19 protein-coding genes are annotated in these 23,296 nt (G+C 63.2%); 10 read left to right on the top strand and 9 right to left on the bottom strand.

The genetic code is table 11. The annotated features are described in order from the left end of the window. Positions 1-338: 338 nt before the first annotated feature. Both IVB47_RS21750 and IVB47_RS21745 read left to right on the top strand, forming a co-directional pair. On the top strand, positions 339-1,700 hold the full coding sequence (locus IVB47_RS21750) for an adenylosuccinate lyase family protein (RefSeq protein ID WP_247464155.1): 1,362 nt from the start codon (positions 339-341) through the stop codon (positions 1,698-1,700). A gap of 113 nt (positions 1,701-1,813) precedes the next feature. Next, positions 1,814-3,070: an aminopeptidase gene (locus tag IVB47_RS21745; protein ID WP_027570071.1), complete on the top strand. Its 1,257-nt coding sequence runs from the start codon at positions 1,814-1,816 to the stop codon at positions 3,068-3,070. A gap of 157 nt (positions 3,071-3,227) precedes the next feature. Here the strand turns inward: IVB47_RS21745 and IVB47_RS21740 are convergent, their stop codons facing one another. Next, positions 3,228-3,782: a hypothetical protein gene (locus IVB47_RS21740; RefSeq protein WP_247464153.1), complete on the bottom strand. Its 555-nt coding sequence runs from the start codon at positions 3,780-3,782 to the stop codon at positions 3,228-3,230. Positions 3,783-4,016: 234 nt separating this feature from the next. Here IVB47_RS21740 and IVB47_RS21735 point away from each other — a divergent pair, with 234 nt between their 5' ends. Further along, complete coding sequence (locus IVB47_RS21735) at positions 4,017-4,472, top strand: cupin domain-containing protein (RefSeq protein ID WP_027570072.1); 456 nt, start codon at positions 4,017-4,019, stop codon at positions 4,470-4,472. Positions 4,473-4,570: 98 nt separating this feature from the next. Here IVB47_RS21735 and IVB47_RS21730 read toward each other — a convergent pair whose 3' ends face one another. The 6 genes from IVB47_RS21730 to IVB47_RS21705 form a co-directional block, all read right to left on the bottom strand. Further along, positions 4,571-5,620 carry an amidohydrolase family protein gene (locus IVB47_RS21730; RefSeq protein WP_247464151.1) on the bottom strand — a complete coding sequence of 350 codons (1,050 nt, stop codon included), beginning with the start codon at positions 5,618-5,620 and terminating at the stop codon, positions 4,571-4,573. A gap of 117 nt (positions 5,621-5,737) precedes the next feature. Further along, the gene (locus IVB47_RS21725) at positions 5,738-6,259 is read right to left on the bottom strand and encodes a hypothetical protein (RefSeq protein WP_247464149.1); all 522 of its coding nucleotides are present in this window, start codon (positions 6,257-6,259) and stop codon (positions 5,738-5,740) included. Positions 6,260-6,334: 75 nt separating this feature from the next. Continuing rightward, complete coding sequence (locus tag IVB47_RS21720; protein WP_247464147.1) at positions 6,335-7,279, bottom strand: EamA family transporter; 945 nt, start codon at positions 7,277-7,279, stop codon at positions 6,335-6,337. Positions 7,280-7,349: 70 nt separating this feature from the next. Further along, complete coding sequence (locus IVB47_RS21715) at positions 7,350-8,162, bottom strand: MBL fold metallo-hydrolase (protein ID WP_027570076.1); 813 nt, start codon at positions 8,160-8,162, stop codon at positions 7,350-7,352. 112 nt (positions 8,163-8,274) lie between these two features. Continuing rightward, the gene (locus tag IVB47_RS21710; protein ID WP_247464145.1) at positions 8,275-9,798 is read right to left on the bottom strand and encodes a permease; all 1,524 of its coding nucleotides are present in this window, start codon (positions 9,796-9,798) and stop codon (positions 8,275-8,277) included. Continuing rightward, entirely contained in the window at positions 9,795-10,544 is a 750-nt protein-coding gene (locus IVB47_RS21705) for an ABC transporter ATP-binding protein (protein WP_027570078.1), read from the bottom strand. The genes IVB47_RS21710 and IVB47_RS21705 overlap by 4 nt, the downstream gene beginning before the upstream one ends. Positions 10,545-10,807: 263 nt before the next feature. Between IVB47_RS21705 and IVB47_RS21700 the strand changes: the two genes are divergently transcribed. The 6 genes from IVB47_RS21700 to IVB47_RS21675 all read left to right on the top strand — a co-directional run bounded on the left by IVB47_RS21700 (position 10,808) and on the right by IVB47_RS21675 (position 17,653). Beyond that, on the top strand, positions 10,808-11,683 hold the full coding sequence (locus tag IVB47_RS21700; RefSeq protein WP_027570079.1) for a branched-chain amino acid ABC transporter permease: 876 nt from the start codon (positions 10,808-10,810) through the stop codon (positions 11,681-11,683). 4 nt (positions 11,684-11,687) lie between these two features. Then, positions 11,688-12,839: a branched-chain amino acid ABC transporter permease gene (locus IVB47_RS21695; protein ID WP_247283228.1), complete on the top strand. Its 1,152-nt coding sequence runs from the start codon at positions 11,688-11,690 to the stop codon at positions 12,837-12,839. Next, positions 12,836-13,594, top strand: a complete 759-nt coding sequence (locus tag IVB47_RS21690) for an ABC transporter ATP-binding protein (RefSeq protein WP_247464143.1) — start codon at positions 12,836-12,838, stop codon at positions 13,592-13,594. The genes IVB47_RS21695 and IVB47_RS21690 overlap by 4 nt, the downstream gene beginning before the upstream one ends. Before the next feature lie 4 nt (positions 13,595-13,598). Continuing rightward, positions 13,599-14,387 carry an ABC transporter ATP-binding protein gene (locus IVB47_RS21685; RefSeq protein ID WP_247283233.1) on the top strand — a complete coding sequence of 263 codons (789 nt, stop codon included), beginning with the start codon at positions 13,599-13,601 and terminating at the stop codon, positions 14,385-14,387. Between the two features lie 148 nt (positions 14,388-14,535). Beyond that, positions 14,536-16,374, top strand: a complete 1,839-nt coding sequence (locus IVB47_RS21680) for an AMP-dependent synthetase/ligase (RefSeq protein ID WP_247464140.1) — start codon at positions 14,536-14,538, stop codon at positions 16,372-16,374. 79 nt (positions 16,375-16,453) lie between these two features. Then, positions 16,454-17,653 carry an ABC transporter substrate-binding protein gene (locus IVB47_RS21675; protein ID WP_027570084.1) on the top strand — a complete coding sequence of 400 codons (1,200 nt, stop codon included), beginning with the start codon at positions 16,454-16,456 and terminating at the stop codon, positions 17,651-17,653. A 182-nt stretch (positions 17,654-17,835) separates the two neighbouring features. Here IVB47_RS21675 and IVB47_RS21670 read toward each other — a convergent pair whose 3' ends face one another. Both IVB47_RS21670 and IVB47_RS21665 read right to left on the bottom strand, forming a co-directional pair. Next, positions 17,836-18,960 carry a lysozyme inhibitor LprI family protein gene (locus IVB47_RS21670; RefSeq protein ID WP_247464137.1) on the bottom strand — a complete coding sequence of 375 codons (1,125 nt, stop codon included), beginning with the start codon at positions 18,958-18,960 and terminating at the stop codon, positions 17,836-17,838. A 204-nt stretch (positions 18,961-19,164) separates the two neighbouring features. After that, a complete protein-coding gene (locus tag IVB47_RS21665) occupies positions 19,165-19,896 on the bottom strand; it encodes a transglutaminase-like cysteine peptidase (RefSeq protein WP_247464134.1) in 732 nt (243 codons plus the stop codon). Between the two features lie 620 nt (positions 19,897-20,516). Here IVB47_RS21665 and IVB47_RS21660 point away from each other — a divergent pair. Next, the coding region (locus IVB47_RS21660) for a VCBS domain-containing protein (protein ID WP_247464131.1) at positions 20,517-23,296 on the top strand (2,780 nt) is incomplete at its 3' end.

The following is a 23,296-nucleotide window of genomic DNA, read 5'->3' as shown; positions in this document are numbered from 1 at the left end:
GGGCCTATCCGGTTCACCACGATCGCGTGATGGCAGCCATGCGATTTACGGGGAGGAATGCAACCTGGATTAGAATAAAGCCGTTTCGGCCGGATTGTCGCGATTTCCTCACGGCGTTGCGAGCAATCCATCCTGCCGCCGCGGAGCTAGCGTGGGTTGCTTCGTCGCAAGGGCTCCTCGCAATGACGGTGTTGAGGCAATGGCGTGCGGCAGCTTCCTATGTTGTCCTGGCCTTCGCGACAGCATTGAATACCTGACGAATAGTGAATGTCCATTGCCGAACAGCTCCGTGTGCGTAAGCTGCCCTCACACAAAACACCAACCACGAAGAAACGCCCATGCCCGCTTTTCATGCCTCAACCACCGTGCTCGATTCCATGCTGTTCCGCGATGCCTTCGGCACGCCGCAGATGCGGGAGGTGTTTTCCGATATCGCGACGGTCGCGCGCTATGCCGAGGTCGAGGTGGCGCTGGCGAAGGCGGAAGCGAGATGCGGGGTGATTCCGCAGGACGCGGCCGATCAGATCGCGGCGCGGACCGACGTTGCCGCGCTGGATTTCGACCTGTTACGGCAGGAGACCGATGTCGTCGGCTATCCGATCCTGCCGCTAGTGCATCAGATGGTGAAGCAATGCGGCGATGCCGGCCGCTATGTGCATTGGGGAGCGACCACGCAGGACATCATGGACACCGCCGTGGTGCTGCAACTGCGCGCCGGGCTCGAGATCGTCGAGCAGGACATCGCCGCGCTGCGCACAATCCTCGCCGCCCTCTCGAAGCGCTACCGCGACACGCCGATGGCGGGGCGCACCCATCTCCAGCAGGCGTTGCCGGTGACCTTCGGCTACAAGACCGCGATCTGGCTCGCGATGTTCGACCGCCACGCCGAGCGCATCAGTGAATTGAAGCCGCGCGTTCTGGTCGGCCAGTTCGCCGGCGCCGCCGGCACGCTGGCCTCGCTCGGCGACAAGGGGTTCGAGGTGCAGGAAGCGCTCTGCGCCGAACTGAGGCTCGGCGTTCCCGCCTCGACCTGGCACGTCGCACGCGACGGTTTTGCCGAGGCCGTCAATTTCCTGGCGCTCATCACCGGCTCGCTCGGCAAGATCGCGCTCGACGTCATGATCATGGCCTCGACCGAATTCGCGGAGGTCTACGAGCCCTTCGTCAAGGGACGCGGTGCTTCCTCGACCATGCCTCAGAAGCGCAACCCGATCTCCTCGGAACTGATGCTTGCGGCGTCCAAGGCGGTGCGCCAGCACGCCGGCCTCATGCTGGATGCCATGGTGCAGGATTTCGAGCGCGCCACCGGGCCCTGGCACGCCGAATGGATGGCTATCCCCGAGAGTTTCGTGCTGACCGCCGGCGCGTTGCATCAGGCGAAGTTCGCGCTCGCCGGCCTGATCGTGGACGAAAGCAAGATGAACGAGAATCTCGCCGTCAGCCGCGGTCTGATCGTGGCCGAAGCCGTCATGATGGGGCTCGCGCCGCAGATCGGGCGGCAGGAGGCCCATGACGTGGTCTATGACGCCTGCCGGCTCGCCAATGAGAAAGGTCTGACATTGGCGGACGCACTGTCGTCCGATTCCCGCGTCTCCGTCAGAATCGATCGTGCCACGATCGAGGCGCTGACATCACCGAAAAATTACCTCGGCCTTGCTCCCGCCATGGTCGACCGGGTGCTGAAATCGGCAACGCGTTGAAAACCAAAATGCGCGAAACTGCGTATCTTTGGGGTGTCGCAAGGCACTCGCGCACTTGTGTCTCGCGATGCTAGACTTAGATTGAGCGAGAGACGTTCGGCAGAGGATTCGGCATGACTGATCAACGCATCACCTCCACTCCCATCGATCCCGTGAAGCTCGACCGGCTGGCCGAGGTGGCGGTGAAGGTGGGCCTGGGCTTGCGGCCCGGCCAGGATCTGCTTTTGACGGCGCCTGCGATCGCGTTGCCGCTGGTGCGGCGGATTGCCGTGCATGCGTACAAGGCCGGCGCCGGCATCGTGACGCCCATTCTCTCCGACGAAGAGATGACGCTGGCGCGCTACCGCCACGGCCACGACGACAGCTTCGATCGCGCCGCCAACTGGCTCTACGAGGGCATGGCCAAGGCGTTCTCGAACAACACCGCGCGTCTCGCCATCGTCGGCGACAATCCGATGCTGCTCTCGGGCGAAGATGCATCCAAGGTCGCGCGCGCCAGCAAGGCCAATTCCATGGCCTATCAGCCCGCGCTGGAAAAGATCGTCAATTTCGACACCAACTGGAACATCATTGCCTATCCGAGCCCGTCCTGGGCGAAGCAGGTCTTTCCGAACGATCCTGAAGAGGTCGCGATCGGCAAGCTTGCGGATGCGATCTTCGCGGCGTCCCGCGTCGATCGCGAGGACGCGCCGGCCAATTGGGCGAGCCACAACGCGGTGCTGCGCGAGCGCACCAACTGGCTCAACGGCCAGCGTTTCCGCGCGCTCCAGTATTCAGGACCGGGCACCGACCTCACGATCGGCCTCGCCGACGGCCATGAATGGGAGGGCGGCGCTTCGCTCTCCAAGAACGGCATCAGCTGCAACGCCAATATCCCGACCGAAGAGGTCTTCACCACGCCGCATTGTCGGCGCGTCTACGGCCATGTTGTGAGCTCGAAGCCGCTGTCCTACCAGGGCACGCTGATCGACAACATCGCGGTGCGCTTCGAGGACGGCAGGATCGTCGACGCCAAGGCTTCGCGCGGCGAGGAGGTACTGAACAAGGTGCTCGACACCGACGAGGGCGCGCGCCGTCTCGGCGAGGTGGCCCTGGTGCCGCATTCCTCGCCGATCTCGCAGAGTGGGCTGTTGTTCTACAACACGCTGTTCGACGAGAACGCAGCTTCGCACATCGCGCTCGGCCAGTGCTATTCGAAGTGCTTCGTCAACGGCGCGCAGCTCACGCCGCAGCAGATCGCGGCGCAAGGCGGCAACCAGAGCCTGATCCATATCGACTGGATGATCGGCTCGGCCGAGACCGACATCGACGGCATTCTGGCCGACGGCAGCAAAGTGCCGGTGTTTCGCAAGGGCGAATGGGCGAAGTAACGCGTCTTGCAGTCCATCCTTCGAGACGCCCGCCGCTGGCGGGCTCCTCAGGATGAGGTCTTGATTCGTTGCGACATCTTGGATCCTCATGGTGAGGAGCGCCGGTTACGGCGCGTCTCGAACCATGCAGGCCGAGCAAGGATCCTCAAGGCACCTCTTACGCCGCCGCGTTGCGCAGCATCGGGCTGTTGTCGATGCTGAAGCGGTTGAACAGCGTCGTGAACGGGCTGCCGTCGGTGGCCCGCACGACGGCGTCGGAGGCCGCTACCGCGTCGTAGAGCGCACCGACCGGATCATTCGCCTCGGGCAAGTCGAGGCCGTTGCGGATTTGCTCGCGGGCCTCGTTGACGTCGTCCTCGTCGTCGAGTGTGGCCTCCAGCGCGTCGGCCGCCCGCCGCATTTCATGGAGGTCACCGCCGGCGGAAAATTTGAGGATGTCGAGCCAATAGGGGCGCGCCACGACGAGCTGGACGAAAGCCTCGAAACTTTCCGCGATGATTCCCGCGCGGCCTTCCGATGAGACGTAGAGCACGTTCTGAGACGGCAGCAGCACGAACGCGCCGCCGGAGCCGTCGCTGCCGATCTGCCGGGGGCTGTCGATGCCGTCGACCGTGAACCAGGGCTCCTCTTCGGTTGCGAAGGAGACATCGAGGCTGCCGAGCCAGGCGATGACCTCGCCTTCGGCTGTCAGAATCTCCGGGGTGAGGGGCATCGGCATGGCTCCTTTCAGATAGCTTCGCGCACTTTGTCGCACCCCGGAAAAGAAGGGTTCATGTGCGCGAAATTGCAGGGAAATTGCGACGTTAACCGTTTCGCGTCTGCAACTTGCGGCTGATTGTCGGCCCCTGCGTAAGAAAGAATTAAAAACCGGCTACTAGCGTTCCCGCCATCTTTGAACAATCCGGGCCGAGACCCGGCGGATCATATTTATCCCCTGGGGAAACAGATGTCGCGTACATTGATTGAAATCAGCAGTTGCAATGTAGACCTCGAGCTCCGGCCGATCGAACCGTCCTGGATCATCGAAGGCAATCCGGTGTCGCGCTCGCACATCCTGTCCACCAGCGCCGACGGCACCGCTTCGACCATCATCTGGGCCTGCACCGAAGGGCGCTTCAACTGGTACTACGATATCGACGAAACGATCATGATCATGGAAGGGTCGATCGTGCTCGAAAGCGACGGCATGCCGCCGAAGCGCTACGGCCCAGGCGACGTCATCTTCTTCCGCAACGGCGCGCATGCCAAATGGCATGTCGAAGGCCACGTCAAGAAGATCGCGTTCTGCCGCAAGACCAATCCCGTGATGATCGGCTTCCTGATCCGCGTCGTCAACAAGCTCAAGAAGATCTTCGTCTCCACCGGCGAGCGCCGTCCGGCCTCGCTGATGGGCGCCGGCTAGAGTTCAATCAGTTTCAAGGACGCTTCCCAGCGGTCACGACGGAACGGGGGCCGGGATCAAGATCCCGGCCCCTGTTCTCGTCATGACGGCAATCCTTTTTAAGGCAAATCGAGCCGGTAGAAGTTGCTCGCGGTCTGCGAGAACAACGCCGTCTTCTCGGTCTCGCTCAGGGGCGCCGCGATACGCTTGAAGGCGTTGAAGATCACCTGGTAGCTGCACTGGCCCTTGTCCGGCGGGAAGTTGCTCTCGAACATCGCGCGCTTGGGTCCAAACGCCTCGATGCAGGTCTCGACGTAAGGCCGCCACGCGGCGGCAAGCTCCTCGGATGACGGCGGCCTCTCGCGTAAATGGAAGTCGTAGCCGAGCAGGCACATCGCGAGCCCGCCGAGCTTCACCACCACGTTCTCGCATTTGGCGATCTCCTGGATCGACGCCCGCCATTGCGGAAACACCTCCTCGCGTCGCCCGGCAAAGCGGCCGATTCCGGCCGGACCGCCGCAATGGTCGAGCACGATCCTGGTGTCGGGAAATGCGCGGGCGAGCTCGGTCAGCTCGCCGATCTGCGGATGGAACAGCCAGGCATCGAAGCTCAGATTCAGCGGCGCGAGACAGGCGAAGCCCCTGCGGAAGGTCGGGTCCTGCAGCAATCCCTGCGGCCGGTTCGCATACATGCCGGCGACAGCAGGATCCGGGTCCCACGCCGAGGAATGCCGGATGCCGCGGAAGCGACCGTTGCCTGCCGCGATCTCGGCCTCCAGCACCGGCTTTGCGGCATCGCCGAGCAGCAGATTGACGTGGCTGACGATGCCGGCGCAAATCGCGGCCTTGCCGTAACCGCCGCTGGCGCTCATCGCGGCGACGCCATTGGCGAACTCGACCTCGCCCACCGGCCGGAATGCTTCTGGCCCGTGCGCACGATACATCGAGCGGCAATCGACATAGACGGTGGCGATGACGTTGTGGCCGGAGGCGATATCGGCCGCCATCTCCTCGATCAGATAGCGGTGCCCGCGATTCCAGAGATGGTGATGGGGATCGACGATCGGCCGTAAGGGATCGATGATCTCCTCCTGATGCAGCGCGAGCCAGTCCTCGCGCGGCTCGACGAATAACCCGCTCGTGTTGGTGGGCAGACCGCTTGCAGCCATGGGCGTGCGCTCCCCTTATGAATGCTTCTTGTTCGGGGAGCCTAGCACCTCGTCATCGCACACAGCAGCGCGCGTTGCGCAACCGCACCCGGCATCACGGGCACAGCGGCGCCGTCGTCAACCGTTGCGCCGCTTCGCCCTCACATCGACCACCAGCCGCCAATCGGTTGCGGTGGCCGGCTTGACCTCGCCGAGCCAATGGAAGAAATCCTCTGTGATTTCCGTAAAACTCCAGCGCGTCAGGTCGCCGGCTTCGGTCGTGCCTTCCTGCACGATGTCGGCATCGCGTGGACGGCCGATCTGCTGGCGGAATATGCAGCGACCGGGATCGAACCAGGAAATCCGCCAGGCATCGATAGTAGGATCGTAGACCCGCAGCGTCGTGCCGTACCAATTGCCGGCGACCGGCAAGGCCGGGCTGCCGGCCGGGCGCGGAATGATCCAGACGTCCTGCACGGCGCGGCCCTCCAGCACCCAGCCGAAATGGATTTCGCCGGGCGCGGTGTGTTTCGTTCCATCGGGTTTATGGGCGGTGATCTCGGCGTCCCAATCGCCGACGAAACGGCCGTAAAGCCGCAGCGCCGCCGCGTGCTCGGGGTTCGGTCCGTCCGCGTGCAATAATCTCGCTAAGTCGGTCATGTCGATCTCCTGTTGCGAGGAGATCAGCACGACCGGCCGGCAGCCGACTTGGAGAAAATTGCGCGGCGCCCGCCGTCAAGTCTTGTTGGGCGACAGATGCCCTATGCCAGGATTAGACTTTTCGTTCGTTGGTCGGCTCGTTGAACGTTCCGCAAGCCAAATGACGATCACGGAGACAATGACGAGACCCGCACCAAGCAGCATCATGCGCGAAAATGGCTCGTTCAGCACGACAGTGCCGAGCAGCACAGCGATCACCGGGTTGACGAAAGTGTAGGTCGACACCAACGAGGTCGAGACGTTTTCCAAAAGCCAGTTGTAGGCGACGAATCCGATCACGCTGCCAGCGATGATCAGCCAAAGCGCCGCTGCGAGCGAGACCAGCGAAACCTCGCTTGGCCTGAAGTTTCCGATCTCGCCTGTCAGCCAACTGATCGCGAACAACACGGTGCCGCCGATCGAAAGCTGGATGCCCGAAAGCAGGATAGCGGATGCCAGGCTCGACATGCTCCGGGACAAGACAGTCCCGGCCGACCATGACAAGGCCGCAGCCAGCAGCCAGACGACGGGAAGGATGCTGATGCCAGCCTGCTCGACGTTTTGCCACGCCACGAGTCCGACGCCGAAGAAGCCCGGCGCGAGAGCGAGCAGGGCGGGGGGCTTCGGTCGCTGATCGCCGGGGAACAAGACATCGATCAGCAGGATCCAGAACGGGATCGTGGCCAGCACGATGGCCGCGACGCCCGACGGAACCGATTGCTGCGCGAAGGCGAGTACGCCGTGGCAACCGACAAAGAACAGGAGCCCGCACAGGCTCGCCCTTATCCATGCCTGCGCGGATACGTTCGCGACCTCACCGGCACTCATGGCCAGCAACAAGATGCCGCCACAGAACGAACGTAACGCCATCAGCAGAAATGGCGGAATCGATTTCAGGCCCAAAGTGATGGCGAAGTAGGTGGAACCCCACAGCAGGTAAATGGCCGCAAATGAGCCTATGGCCAGCAACCGTCTGCTCATGATTGCTCCGATCGTAACTGATCTCGAAGCAACCAAGTCGGAGGAGGCTGATGCGTTCCGACTTCGCGCCTCACACCCCGTCGAGGATGATCACCGTCGGCTTCGACGGCAGCGCATCCCGGGACATCCGGAAACTTCGTTCCATGCGGCGATCGATCTCGAACTGCTGGCCGATGCGTTGCATGAAATCGTCGAGCGGGGTGGCGAAGCGGTGCATCGGCAGCACGACCGAGGCGCGCAGCCGCTTGGTGATCTCGGAGACGCCGTCGAGCGACATGGTGTAGGTGCCGTCGATCGGCACCATCACGATGTCGAGCCGCCCGATCTGGGCAAAATGGCTGTCGTCGAGCTTGTGGTGAAGATGGCCGAGATGGCCGATGCAGAGGCCCGCGACCTCGAAGATGAAGATGGAGTTGCCGTCACGGATCATGTCGGCGCCGGAATCGTCGCCGAAATAGCGGCGGATGTCGGTCGTGACGTTGCGAATGAAGGTGTCGCCGATGCGCTCCGACACGATGGCCGGCTTGCCGTCCTCGCCCCAGCCATGCAGCACACGTGGAATGCGCTTGTCGGGATATAAAGAGTAGTGCGTGCTGTGGGCCCGGTTCATGGTGACGACATCGGGCAGCCGGCCCACCTGGTAGGCCCCGCTATAGTCGGTGGCGATGCGCAAGCCGCCGGGCGTGTCGATGAAATAGGTGGAATGGCCGGCATAGGTGATCTCGACCTCGGCCGCGGCCGCCGCCTGCTTGAACGCGACCGACATGAGGCGCGGCGCAGCATTGGCCATCGCCAGGCATTCGCTGCGCTGTGGCTGTTGGGCGAGGGCATGCGACAGAGTTGCGCCGAACAGCGCCAGAGCCACCGAAACCAGTCGCCGCATGAATCCATCCCCGATGACTTCAGGGGAAAGTCTAGCGTGCAATGCAACGCGTGGCCAACAGCGCGCGATCAACAGCGCGTCAGTGTCGCACCCTCACGCCGGCCCATTGTCACTACCGCCGCGGGCTAAACTTCCAGGTGATGGCGACGAGGCTCGCGGTGATCAGGCCGCTGACGAGACCGACGATGGGCAGCGTGAGCACTAGGGCAGCGCTGGCAGCCCAGCCGATCGAGGAGAACGCCTCGGCAAAGGTCGCAAGCCGCGACGAGGTCTGGCGGCGGCGAAATTGGCTGCGCCGGGCCTGCACCCGGAACCAGAGCTGGATTGCGGTGGCGGAGGCCGCGCTGACGATGACCGCACCGGCGCTGACCGCGGCCTGGAACGCCGAGGCGAAAGCGAGCGCCGCGATCAACGGGCAGAAGATGACGGCGATCGCGATCAGCACCACCTCGATCTTGGCGCGGACGACGCTCGACGGCGTCAATGGCGCGGTTGCAACCAGGTCGGGCGCGTCCTCGCCCGAGATCGTCAGCCAGGCAAGCCCGCCGGCGAGTTGTCCCGCCGCCATGACGATGACGGGCGTGATCAGCGTCAGTGCCGCGGAGCTGTCGGCAAAGTTGCGCCAGAGCAGCAGCGCCGGTGGCACCAGATAGAGCAGCTGCATCAGCGTCTGCGAGATCAGCCAGGGATCGCGCCAGAGCAGCGAAAACTCCTTGCGCCGCAGGGCATGCTGCCGCGATCCGCCGCGAAACGGGCGCTCCTTCGCGCTGCGACGGCCGGACGCGCCATAGGCGGCGGCATCGATCGCCGTGTCTGCAAAGCGGCTCGAGAAGATCGCCATGACGCTTCCGAGCAACACGAGCCCGAGTGCCAGGAGCAGCAGCAGCGCCTCGGCGTCCCCCATCGCCGCCCGCGCCGGCCACCACCAGATGCTGTCGGCATCGGGCGCGTAAGCGGCCAGGCTATCCGAGGTCAGGATGGTGAAGCGCGATAGCGTGCCGTAGGACATGATTGCCGCGACCTGGAGCGCGATCACGAAGCCGGCGCCGATGATCGCGGCGAGGATCTGGGCGACGAACCGTGTCCGCGCCGGACCGATCAGGCGGAACAGCAGGATAGTGACGGCGATCGCGACCGCTGCGGCCGACAGGCCCATGGCGACGACGACGCCGAACGCGGCGAGCCAGCGCGCGCCGCCCCCGAACACCAGCACGTCGATAAAGGGTGTCGAGAACAGCAGCGCCATCACCGTGACGGTGAGCGCGATCGCGGCGATGCGCACCGAGAACAGATTGGCCAGCGTCGCGGGTGAGGACATGATGAGGTCGAGATCGGCGCGGGCGTAAAACACCCGGGTCACCGATTCGATCGCCTGTGACAGCATCAGCGTCCAGGCGAGAAAAATCGTCGCCGAGATCACGATCAGCGAGGATTTGTCGAGCGGCAATTGCAGGTCGGCGAAGCGGCCGATCACCGCCCAGGCCGGCACGTGCAGCAGCGCCGCGAAGAACAGCAGGCCGATCACCGCGGCACGCGTTCGTTTGCGCCGCCCGCCGGTCATCATGGCGAGCCATTCGCGCCAGGCGAGCCGGAGCTCGTGGCGGGCGAACCAGGACAGCGCGGTGGCCGAGCTCATGCGGCTTCCTGGAGCGTCACCAGTGCGATGAAGAGATCTTCCAGGCTGGTATCGGCATGCCCGTTTTGCTGCCGCAGCTCGGTCAGCGTGCCCTCCGCAACCAGCCGGCCGGCTGCGATCACGCCGATGCGGTCGGCCATGCGCTCGGCGACCTCGAGGATATGCGTGGTCATGATGACGGTGCAGCCGGCGCGGACGCGCTCGCTGAGGAGTCCCTTGACATGGCGGGCGGAGACGGCGTCCAGTCCCGTCAGCGGCTCGTCGAGGATGATGAGGCGGGGATCGTGCACCAGGGCGCCGGCGAGGGCGACCTTCTGGCGCATGCCCTTGGAAAAACCCTCGCAGCGTTCGTGCCGGTGCGGCTCGAGCCCGAGCGAGTTCAGGAGCTCCGCGGCGACCGGTTCCGAGGCCGATGGTGCGATGCCCCACAGACCGGCCACGAATTCGAGATATTCGAGCGGCGTGAGCTTGTCATAGATCATGGGCTCGTCGGAGACCCACGCCATCACCTGCTTGGCGGCGACGGGGTTTTGGAGCGCATCGATGCCGAAGATGGAGACTGCGCCGGCATCGGGCCGCAAAAGGCCTGCAACCATGCGCAAAGTGGTGGTCTTGCCGGCGCCGTTGGGGCCGACCAGCGCATAGAATTCGCCGGCATGGATGGTGAGATCGAGGTTATCGACCGCCAGACGGTCAAAACGCTTCGTTAACCCCAGGACTTCGAGCGCCGAGTCGTCCCGCTTCATCACGGCCACACCTTGCGGTTTTGCATCGCTCGCGACCATGCTCCGAAGATGTTTCGGCACAGTGAATCGCGCTGCGGCAAATTCCGTCATCCGGATTGGACTAATGGCAAGTCACCGTTTGTTGACAGCGCTTGGCGGTTCAGGCTGAATTGGCGAAGGGACGAATGGCGCGAACGCAGCGAAACGACTGCGTAGCGACTGAACACAAGATGCGGCAAGGCGGTCAGGAAGAACCGCCGGTTGTATCGGGAGGATGCGCGACGATGCTGGATTTCGTTCAGCAGCTGGTCAGCGGTGTTGCGCTCGGCTGCGTCTACGGCCTGATCGCGCTCGGCTTCGTGCTCGTCTACAAGGCCACCGAGGTCGTCAATTTCGCCCAGGGCGATCTGATGATGCTGGGCGGCTTCTTTGCCTTCACCTTCATCGGCATGATGGGGCTGAACTACTGGATCGGCTTTGCCGGCGCGGTGGCGGCGATGGCGCTGTTCGGCATGCTGGCCGAGCGCGTGGTGGTGCGGCCGATCCTCGGCTATCCGCAATTCTCCATCATCATGGCCACCATTGGGCTCGGCTATTTCCTGCGCTCGGTCTCCGGCATGATCTGGGGCACCGACGATTTCAAGATCGACACGCCCTTCAGCCAGGGCGTGCTGCGGATCGGTTCGCTGGTGCTCGCCCATGACAAGCTCTCGGTGATCGCGGCGACGGTCATCCTCTGCGCGCTGCTCTGGCTGTTCTTCAACAAGACCACGCTCGGCACCGCGATGCGCGCCAGTTCCGAGAACATGCTGGCGGCCTATTACATGGGCATCCCGGTCAAGCGCGTGGTGTCGATCGTCTGGGCGATCAGCGCGGCGGTTGCGACCTGCGCCGGCGTGCTGCTGGCGCCGATCACCTTCATCCATTCCAATGTCGGTCTGGTGCTGGGCCTGAAAGCGTTTCCGGCCGCCGTGCTCGGCGGCTTCGGCTCGATCCCCGGCGCCGTCGTCGGCGGCGTTCTGATCGGCGTCATCGAGAGCATGGCCGGCTTCTATCTGGCCGAGGGCTGGAAGGACGTCGCGCCCTATATCGTGCTGCTCGCCGTGCTCTTGCTCAAGCCCGAAGGCCTGTTCGGCCTTCACGTCCGCAAGAAGGTCTGAACGCATGCGCTTCCTGTTCAAGACCGACTACGAGGACGACATCAGGCTGTTTCCGCATTCGGGCTATTACGTCTCGTACGGTCTCCTGCTGGCCGTGCTGCTGATCGCGCCTTATGTGCTCTCCAGCTATCTGATGAGCCAGCTCGTCTTCGTCTGTATCTACGCGACGGTCGGAGTGGCGTTGTTGATCTTGACGGGTTTCACCGGGCAGGCCTCACTCGGGCATGCGGCGTTTCTCGCGATCGGTGCGTATACGGCGGCTTATTTGCAAAAATATGGTGTGCCGTTCCCGGTCTACTTTCTCGCCGCCGGGCTCCTGACCGGGCTGATCGGTGCGCTGGTCGGCTTCCCCGCGCTGCGGCTGCAAGGCATCTACCTCGTCATCGCCACCATCTCCTTCGCCTTCATCGTCGAGGAGATTCTGGCGCGCTGGGAGAGCGTCACCAACGGCAACGAGGGCATGCGGATCAAGGCGGTGTCGCTGTTTGGGGTCGCCGTCTCGCGCGACAGCCCCACCTTCTATTTCCTCTGCCTCGCGGTGCTGGTGCTGACCATCGTCGGCACGCTCAATTTGCTGCGGTCGCCCACGGGGCGCGCCTTCGTCGCGATCCGCGACAGCGAGACCGCGGCGCGCAGCATGGGCGTCAACGTCGCGCTGTACAAAGTGAAGTCCTTTGCGATCTCCGCGGCGATCACCGGCTTCGCCGGCGTGTTGTTCGCGCACAAGCTCTCCTTCATCTCGCCGGAGATGTTCACGCTCCAACTCTCGATCGAGTTCATCATCGTAATCCTGATCGGCGGCACCTTCAGCCTGCACGGCGCGGTGCTGGGGGCGATCTTCATCGTGATGATCGATCCGTTCCTGACCTACCTCAAGGACGACATGCCCGGCATCATCGCCGGCATTGCCGCGACCTTCGGAGCGGGCACGCAGACCGCCGCCAATGTCCAGTCCAAGGTCGCGGCCTTTGCTTCACTCAACGGCCTGAAAGGCGCGATCTACGGCATCATCATCGTATTGTTCGTGCTGTTCGAGCCGCTCGGGCTTTACGGCCGCTGGCTCAAGATCAAACTCTTCTTCCAGCTGTTCCCGCTCTACAAACGCGCCACTTTCAAGCGGCAGAAGATCTACGTGAAGTCGGAGCGCAACCGATGAGCTATTTTCGCGCCGAGAGCTTGTCGCTGCATTTCGGCGGGCTGAAGGCCGTCGATGCGGTGTCTTTCGCGGTCGAGAGGGGCGAGATCCTCTCGATCATCGGGCCGAACGGCGCCGGCAAGAGCTCGATTTTCAACCTGATTTCGCGGATCTACCGGCCGACCTCCGGCCGCATCTTCTTCGAGGATCAGGACATCACGGAGCAGCCGCCCCACGACATCGCAAGGCTCGGCATCGCCCGCACGTTCCAGAACATCGAGCTGTTCGAGAACGCGACGGTGCTTTCGAACCTGCTGGTCGGACGCCACCGGCATTCGACCACGCAGCTTTGGCAGGAACTGTTGTTCCTACCGGGCGTACGGGCCGACGAGAAGGTGCATCGCCGCAGGGTCGAGCAGGTCATCGAATTCCTCGATCTCGAACCCTACCGCGACAAGCTGATCTCGGGTCTGCCTTACGGCGTGCGCAAGGTGATCGAGCTGGCGCGCGCACTATGCTCGGAGCCGAAGCTGATCCTGCTCGACGAGCCGTCCTCCGGCCTCAACGTGGAGGAGACCGACGACATGTCGTTCTGGATCCGCGACCTCAGGAGCGAGCTCGGCGTCACCGTGCTCATGGTCGAGCACGACATGTCACTGGTCAACCGCGTCTCCGACCGCGTCATCGCCCTGAACTACGGCCGGGTGCTGGCGATGGGCTCGCCCACTGAGGTGCAGCAGCACCCCGATGTCGTCGCCGCCTATCTGGGAGCCTGACGCGATGGATGCCGTGGTGACACCAGACATCATCCTGAAACTCTCCAACATCGAGAGCTATTACGGGCCGATCATGGCGATCCGCGGCATCTCGCTCGAAGTGCCGCGCGGCCGCATCGTCACGCTGCTGGGCGCCAACGGCGCCGGCAAGACCACGGTGCTCAAGACGATCTCGGGCATTCTCGATCCGCAGAAGGGCGCCATCGAGTTCATGGGCAAGTCGATCCAGCGCATGGAGGCGGACAGGATCGTGCGGCTGGGCCTCAGCCACGTGCCGGAGGGACGCGAGGTGTTCCCGTTCCTCTCCGTGCGCGAGAACCTGATGATGGGTGCCTATCCGCGCAAGGATCGTGACGGCGTTGCCGAGGATCTGGAGCGCGTCTACGGCTATTTCCCGCGGCTGAAGGAGCGCATCAACCAGCCGGCCGGACAGCTCTCCGGCGGCGAGCAGCAGATGCTCGCAATCGGCCGCGCGCTGATGAACCGGCCGACGCTGTTGCTGCTCGACGAGCCCTCGCTCGGACTGTCGCCGATCCTGGTGAAGGAGATCTTCGCCATCATACGCCGCGTCAACGAGGAGCAGGGCATGTCGATCCTGCTGGTCGAGCAGAACGCCAAGGTGGCGCTGGAGACGGCGCATTATGGCTATGTGCTGGAGATCGGCCGGATCGTGATGAACGACAGCTGCGACCGTTTGATGCATTCGAAGGACATCCAGGAATTCTACCTTGGCGCCAAGGAAGCGGGCGCACGAGGCGAGCGGCGCTGGAAAAAGAAGAAGACTTGGCGTTGAAGCAAGACTTGGTGTTGAAGCAAGACTCGGCGTTTAAGCAAGACTTGGCGTTGAAGGAAGAATTGGCGTTAGATCGGGAGACCCGTCCGAAACAATAGACCGCCGGCAAGGCAGGCAGCGGGGGGAACGCGACAAGGAGGAGACGTGAATGGCCCGACCGGCGGTGCTGACGGTCGCTGACACGATCGCGAAGAGCTTTTTGCGCGCCGCGGAAACGCGGGGCGACAGGCCGGCTATACGCGAGAAGAAATTTGGGATCTGGCAGCCGACCAGCTGGCGCGAATGGCTAGAGATCTCGAAGGAGATCGCCTACGCGCTGCACGCCATCGACTTCAGGCCCGGCGACGTTGCTTCCATCATCGCCAACGCCGTGCCGGAATGGGTCCATGTCGACATGGGCATTCTGTGCGCCGGCGGCGTCTCTTCCGGGATCTATCCGACCGATGCCTCATCCCAAGTCGAATATCTCGTCAACGATTCCCGGACGAATGTGATCTTCGCCGAGGACGAGGAGCAGCTCGACAAGGTCCTGGCCTGTCGCGCACGCTGTCCCTCTCTGCGAAAGATCATCGTGTTCGACATGGAGGGCCTCAGCGGCTTCTCCGACGACATGGTGATGTCGCTCGAAGAGTTCCGCGCACTCGGGCGCAACCACATGGCCGGCCGTGACGCGCTATGGCAGGAAATGGTCGACAGTCGCAGTGCGAGCGATCTCGCGGTCCTCGTCTATACATCCGGCACCACGGGCCCGCCCAAGGGCGCCATGCACGCCAACCGCAGCGTCACGCACCAGATGCGGCACGCCAACGATTTCATTCCGGCGCGCGAGAACGAGGACCGGCTGATCTTCCTGCCGCTCTGCCACGTCGCCGAACGGATCGGCGGCTATTACATCTCGGTCGCGCTCGGCTCGGTGATGAATTTTGCCGAGAGTCCGGAGACCGTGCCGGACAATCTGCGCGAGGTGCAGCCGACCATCTTCCTCGCGGTGCCGCGGATCTGGGAGAAATTCTATTCCGCGATCACTATCGCCCTAAAGGACGCGACGCCGCTGCAGCAATGGGTCTACCGCCGCGCCATCGATATCGGTTATCGCATGGTCGATTGCAGGATCGAAGGGAAACCGCCGCCGCTGTCGTTGCGTATCGCGAACGGCATCGCTTATCGGCTCGCATTCCGCAACATTCGCCGCATGATCGGGCTCGACCGTTGCCGCATCGCCTTCACCGGCGCGGCGCCGATCGCGCCGGAGCTGATCCGCTGGTATCTCGCGCTCGGCATCGACATTCATGAGGTCTACGGCCAGACCGAGAATTGCGGGGTCGCCACCATGATGCCGGCGGAGCGGATCAAGCTCGGCTCGGTCGGCAAGGCGGTGTCGTGGGGTGAAGTGGCGCTGTCGCCCGACGGGGAGATCCTGATCAGGGGCGACTTCCTGTTCATGGGCTATCTGAACCAGCCGGAGAGGACAGCAGAGACCATCGACCGTCGCGGCTGGCTGCATACCGGCGACGTCGGCAGCATCGACAATGAGGGCTTCGTCCGCATCACCGACCGGATGAAGGACATCATCATCACCTCGGGCGGCAAGAACATCACGCCGTCCGAGATCGAGAATCAGCTGAAATTCTCGCCCTACATCTCGGATTCCGTGGTGATTGGCGACAAGCGGCCATACCTCACCTGCCTCGTGATGATCGACCAGGAGAATGTCGAGAAGTTCGCGCAGGACCACGACATCCCGTTCACCAATTATGCCAGCCTGTGCCGCGCGGCGGAGATCCAGGACCTGATCTGGCGCGAGATCGAAGCGGTCAATGCCAATTTCGCCCGCGTCGAGACCATCAAGAGATTCTATCTGATCGAACGGCAACTCACTCCGGAGGACGAGGAGCTGACGCCGACCATGAAGCTGAAGCGCGGCTTCGTAAACAAGCGCTATGCCGCCGAGATCGACGCAATGTATCCGACGCGGGCGGTGGCTTGAACAATCCTGTTTGAATAACAGCGAAGGAGTGATGGCCCCACCCTTCGCATCATAAGGGCCCCAAGGAGAGGAGACGTCAATGTCGAGATCGTTGAGAACGTTCGGCTTTGCGGCAGGCGCGGTGGTGCTCACCTGTTTGCCTGCCGCGGCGCAGACCAAGGTCACCAATGAAGGCATCTCGGCCTCCGAGATCGTCATCGGCACCCATCAGGATCTGTCGGGGCCGATCAAGGTCTGGGGCGTGCCGGTCTCCAACGGCATGAAGATGGCGGTCGAGGAAATCAACGCGGCCGGCGGCATCAATGGCCGCAAGATCAGGATGATCCTCGAGGACAACGGCTACGATCCGAAGAAGGGCGTGCTGGCGTCCCAGAAGATGGTCGAGCGCGACAAGATATTTGCAATGATCGGCTCGATGGGATCGGCGCCGACGCTCGCCGCGCAGGACATCTTGTTCGATGCCGGCGTCCTCCAGCTCTTCCCGCTGACCGCCGCCGAGTTCACCTTCAAATTCGACCCGGCCAAGCCGCAGGAGCGGCTGAAGTTCAACAACCTCTTGCCCTATGTCGAGAGCACGCGCGCCGCGCTGAAATACATGGTGGAGTGGAAGAACTTCCAGAAGCCCTGCATCATGCATCAGGATGACGAGTACGGAAAGAACGTGCTCGACGGCTTCACCCAGCAATTGACGGCCATGAAGCTGCAGCCGGCATCGGTGACGAGCTACAAGCGCGGCGCCTCCGATTTCAGCGCGCAGATCGCCAAGATGAAGTCCGACGGCTGCGACCTCGTCGTGCTCGGCACCGTAATCCGCGAGACCATCGGAGCGATGACAGAGGCGAAGAAGCTCGGTTGGGACGTTACTTTCCTGGGGGCGACGCCGACCAACGTGCTGGAAGTGCCGGCGCTCGGCAAGGACGCCGTCGAGGGCCTCTATGCGGCGAGCGGCTTCGAGATCCCCTACGAGGACACCGCCAAGGGCAAGGTCCACGACTGGCTCATCAACTACAAGAAGATGTTCAACACCGATGCCAACACCCAGGCGATCATCGGCTACAACGCGGTGACGACGTTTGCGTTCTACGCCAACAAGGCGGGCAAGGATCTGACCGGGCAGAAGATGCTGGACGCGCTGGAATCGGGCGACAAATTCCTCGACATCTTCAACTCGCCGCCGACCAAATTCTCCAAGACCGACCACCTCGCCAACACCATCACCCAGGTGCAGCAGGTCAAGGGCGGCCGCTGGGTTCTGGTGAAGGACAATCTGATGTTTTGATTTCTTCGCCTCTCCCCGCATGCGGGGAGAGGCCGGAATGTACGCAGCAAATTCCGGGTGAGGGGGCTCTCCGCGAGTCTAACGTCACCGGATTCGCTGAAGCAGCCCCTCACCCCACCCTCTCAGCGCCAGCGAAGCTCGTCGCGACCCCGTAAGAACGGGGAGAGGGAGAGCACACAGCCCTACGATCCCCCACCGGCGGTGCCTGAATTCACCGGGGCCAGTTCGTCTTCCCGGCAGCGCCAGCCGTCGGCAGCTTTCACAAACGCAAAGGTGCGCTGGATCCGCAGGCGGCGTGTGACGTTGAAGGCGTCTGCGGAGCGCTCCTTGTTGCCGACGCCAGGCTGCGGACGACCCGTTGTGGCGTTCCAGCAGGTGCCCGTGCACGTCGTGGCGATCTTGCTGCAGGTGGCGAAGGGTGCAAGCACGGCCATCTCGATTTCGCCCGTGACCTGCGCCTCCTGCTCGCCCACCTGGCTGTCGAGCGCGTAGACGCGGTTGATGCGGAGGAAGTTGCCGCAGGAATTGGCCGCGTGAATTCGCGCGGCGCAGAAATCGACGGCATCGGTGTCGGGCGCGCGGGCTGCGACCTGCCGGCCGAACACCTTCTTCGGATCGCCCTTCGCCGCGCCAATCTCGTCGGCCTTGTGCTTCAGATAGCCGGCAAGACAGTCCTCCGCGGATTCGAGCTCCCCGAGCGGCACGTTCTCCTTGCCGACCAGATTGCATTTGCGATCGCGCTCCCGCGTCCACCGGCCATATTCGGCGAAGGCAAAGCGGGCCGCGGTCGGATCGAGCTTGCCGATCAGGCCGAGAACCTGGCTGTTCAACTCGGTCTCGGCAAGCGCCAGCGACGGGTCCGCACAGATCAGCGCGCCCGCGGCGGTGTTGGCCGCGAGACAGTCGAAATCCTGATCGCGCACGATCGCGGCGCGCTCATCGGTCACCTTGAGAAGACATGCCTTCACCCGGTCGAAATCGTCGGTGCGGATCGCGGTCTGGCCGACGATGCCGCAACCGAGGTTGCGCTGGCGAACCCAGATCGCGTTCTCCTCGATCCCAGGCAGGCGATCGGGCAGGCGGGCAAGCCGCGCCTCGATTCCCGTACTCAGCTTCTCGGCGGCGGCGGCAAGCTCGGCATCACCGCAGAACAATTGATTGCCGGGATCGCGGATCTGCTGGCAGTTGTTCCTGGCGAACAGCGGCAGCCTGTCGGCGACGGAGCGGTCGGACGGGCTGGATTGCGCGAAGCCTGGAGCCGCCGGCAAGGCCAGCAGCGCAAGCACAGTCAGCACGATGAACCGCATTCCAGTCGCCCCCGCATAGCCGCGGCCATGCTAGCGTCCCGGATCGCGCTGTGGAATGGGTTTGTGGGTAAGCGTACTTTGTGCTGGTAGCCCGGATGGAGCGCAGCGCAATCCGGGATTCGTGCGACAGGCGGCATCGCGGAGCCCGTCATCGAGCGGCGCTGTGCGCCGACCCCGGCGGCTCCATCCCGGCCTATAAGAAAATCAACGCGCCTCGGCGGCGACCATCGAGAACCGCACGGGTTCGTCGACATATTTCATCACGGCCGACCGGTAGAGCACGAACAACGGCTGGTAGCTCCGCGCAGCGTCGTCCTCGACCATTGCCATGCGGCGGTTGTCGAGCATCAGCCAGTGGCCGTCGAGCCGTGCAGCGGCAACCGCATGCTCTTCGCCGGCCCTGACGTCACGCACGACGACGATGCGGAGATCTTCGGTGGCGACGCCCGCGAGCCGCAGGGCGGCGAGCTTGGCAATGGCATAGTCCTCGCAGTCCCCAGCGCCACGCGCGAAAGTCGCGAGCGGCGAGCTCCAGACGTCCTCGGAACCGTCATCGGCGGCACGGATGGCGAGGTTGATCGCGCGATTGATTTCGCCCAGCAGAGCGCGGCCGTCACGGCTGCGGGCCTGGTCGACGATGGCGAGCAGTTTCAGCGCAGCGGGCGACGCGCAATCGTCCCGGTCGCCGTCGCACAGCGCGAGCTGCACCATGTCATCGTCGAGCCTGGACCTCAGCGCGAGCCATTTCTGTTGCAGGCTGCCGGCGGAGATAGCGAAGGCGAACACGCCGAACGGCTCGGCGGATTTGCGCACGAGGACGCCGGCCCCCGGCGACAGTAGTGTTCCAGCGCGAAGCTCGGCGGCCGATCCGAGCAGGATCAATCCGCACAGCACAACGATTGCGCGCCAAGCGCGCGAGCGAGCAGCGGTCTCCATTTGACATCCCCTTCCGGCTTCGCCAGGTCCCCCTCGACCTGCACGTGCTGGGCTTTGTTGCTTTCGCGGAGATAGTGCGAGGCCGCCGGTTTTGTTCTGCTTAACGCGCCCGGCTGGGGTCCCAAAACCGGGCAACAGGCTGAAATGGGCCTGCTCAAATTGCGTAAAATTTTACGATTCGCCGGCTAGGAGGGCGGCAGTTGCCGCGAAGAAGGACCAATTGCAGGCACAAGTTGTCGCGGAACTAATTCTGCGCCTTATGGCTAACGGCTCGCTATTTCACGGCTTCTGTTAGTTGGATCACAGATTTGGCCCCGTATTTGCCGCAGGGTGGTGCGGGGATCCACGAACAAAAGATGACATAAGTATCTATTGTAGGATTTCTACAACGGAATACATGGGGTTACTGGAAGTGAGCGAAAATAAGCGCTATTTTACTTATGAGTATTCCAAAAATTACTTTGGCTTCTCTGCGGGCGCCCAGCCGCCTGAGAGCATCGACCGCTTGGTGATGCCAAATCACACAAGCAATAGGTGGTTTCGCTAAGGACTTGGTAATGATATGCAAGTTTAGGCGAGCGATACTTACTTAGATTTTAACTCCTTTTTTGGTGCCCGGATTGAATTACGCTGGCAAATTTGACGCCGCGATTTCCTTGGACGGCTTGGGTTCCCTATCGCCCGCCGGTAGCCATGTTGATTCCTTTACCGCGAAGGCACACGGTCACGTGCCCGAAGGCGCGGTCGTTGTTGCCGACCCGAACCTGATCTTTCACGGCGAGTACAAGCGCGCCGGCGCCGACCTCGTGGTGTCCCATGAGGGTCACGAGTTCGTCGTTCACGATTACTTCAGGGGTGACAAGCGCGCGGCGATCGCCTCGCCCGATGGTGCCCACCTCACCGGCGATATCGTCAATGCGCTCACGGGCCATGTGCAATACGCGCAGGCCGCCTCCGGCATTGCCGCGGCCCAGGTCATCGGCCACGTCACCAAGCTCTCCGGCAGCGCCACCGCGGTCCGCAACGGCGTGTCGATCGTCCTGAACAACGGCGACAATGTCGAGAAGGGCGACGTGGTCTCGACCGGCGGCGACTCGACGCTCGGCATCACCTTCATCGACGGCACCGTGTTCGGCCTGTCCTCCAACGCGCGGATGGTGCTGAACGAGATGGTCTACGACCCCAACGGGTCGAACAATTCCTCGCTGCTCAGCTTGGTCGCGGGCACCATCACCTTCGTCGCTGGCGAGACCGCCAAGCACGGCGATATGAAGATCGACACGCCGGTCGCCACGATGGGCATCCGCGGCACGGCGGTGTTGAACCAGATCAATTTCGTCGTTCCCGCCGGCGGCGGCGATCCGCAGCCGCAGGTGAGTTTCCAGGTGCTGGTCGAGCCGAACGGCACGACCGGCTCCTACATCCTGTTCGACAAGGTCACGCTGCTGCCGATCGCGACGGTCAACCAGGCCGGCCAGATGATCCAGATCAGCGGCGGCAACGTCTCGATCTCCAATGCGCTGATGTCGCCGGACATCCAGAAGCTGATCACCGACGTGTTCACGCTGAAGTTCACGGACAACAACAGCAACACCAAGCTGACCCAGAACTTCACCGACTCGATCACGCAGACCGGCAACGTTGTCTTCATCAAGACGGATACCGGTGCCACCGCGACCGCGACCTTCACGCATCTCCCTGAGCCGACATCGCAGGGGCCCGGCCATGATCCGGCGACCAGCACCCGCATTCCCGGCCCGCCCCTTGCGCGCAGCCTCGATCTCAATGGCAATGTGCAGAAGGCGTTCCCGCTGACCGAGCGCGCGGACACGACCGGCGACACAACCCATTACGATACCATCTCCGGCCTGATCACCTTCGACGACCAGAATCTGGGCGACCGGCCGACTGTGAGCATGAGCGTCGCCGACGCGCCCAACTACGTCTACAACGACGCCGGGCTGCACGATGTCACCGGATCGCTCACCGCGCTCCAGAAGCAGGACATTGCTGCGACGCTGATCAACATCGACGTGGTCGCCAATGGCGGCAACACCAACCACGGCTCGGCGGTCTGGACCTACACGATTCCCGACCACGTCTTCGACTTTCTCGCGGCGGGTGAGACGCTGACGCTGACCTACAAGGTCCGCGTCAACAGTAATTTCTCGGTCAATCCCGAAGCGTCGACCATCGACATCACCATCACGATCACCGGCACCAACGACAAGCCGGTGATCACCACCAGCGTTCCGGTCATCATCTTCGAAGGCGGCACCAGCGTGCCGGGTGGCCCGCTCACCAGCGAGGTGCCGACTTCGGGCACGCTGACCTTCAAGGATGTCGACCTCACCGACACCCACACGGTCGCGGTTAAGCTGACCAGCGCGACCCTGCCTGACGGTAGCGTTCCGCCGGGCCCGCTCGCGGCGTTCCAGAGCGCGATGTCGGTCGCGATCGCCGCGGGCGCCGATAGCACCGGAGACGGCACCGGCACCATCAACTGGTCGCTGGCTGACCTGCCGGTCTATCTCGCCGACTTCATCCCCAAGGGTGAGGTGCTGACGCTGGTCTACACCGTGACGCTCAAGGACGCGCAAGGCGCCACCTCCCAGCAGACCATCACCGTCACGATCACCGGCACCGACGCTCCCGCCGTGGTGTGGATCGCCACCGACCATGCCGGCGCTCCCTCCGGCGGCTTCTGGAAGGACGCGGCCAACTGGGAAACCGGCACGGTCCCCACCATCAATGACGACGTCATCGTCATCACGGATCAATTGCACGGGCTGACGCCGTCCTATCCGGTGACGATCGACGCGGCTGCTTATGCCAAGTCGATCACGATGAACGACTATGATACTACCGTCGGCCACAGGGCACCGGAAGTCATCAACAAGAGTGCATTGACGATTGCGGGCGAGATCAGCCTCAAGGCCGATTCGAAGCTCACCAATTTTACGGCAAGCACGATCTCGGTTGGTGGCAAGGCCGAGTTCCTGGACAGTAGCGTGCTCACCAACGCCGGCTATCTGACGCTCAAGGGCGGTGGCGATTTCGCCGGCGGCACCACGATCACCAATTCCGGCACGATTGAGCTGTTTGCCGGCACGCTGAAGACGCTCGCCGGAATTAACAATGCCGGCGGCACACTGAAGGCCGATGCCGGCACGACGCTGATCGTCGACACCGCCACCATCAGCGGCGGCACGGTCACCATCGCCGGCACGCTGGAACTCGACGGCACCAGCGTCCTCAAGGACGGCACGCTGAACAATTCAGGCGCGGTCAACGTCAAGGGCACGGCGGAGTTCGCCCACGAGACCGTCTCCAACATGTCCGGCGGCACGATCAAGGTGCTGGCGAATGGCTGGCTGACGATCGACCAAGGCTCGACGGT

Origin of the sequence: Bradyrhizobium sp. 62 (assembly GCF_023073035.1) — a bacterium.
Lineage (GTDB): Bacteria > Pseudomonadota > Alphaproteobacteria > Rhizobiales > Xanthobacteraceae > Bradyrhizobium.
Note: the sequence above shows the minus strand (reverse complement) of the source record. Positions and strands in the feature narration are given on the sequence as shown.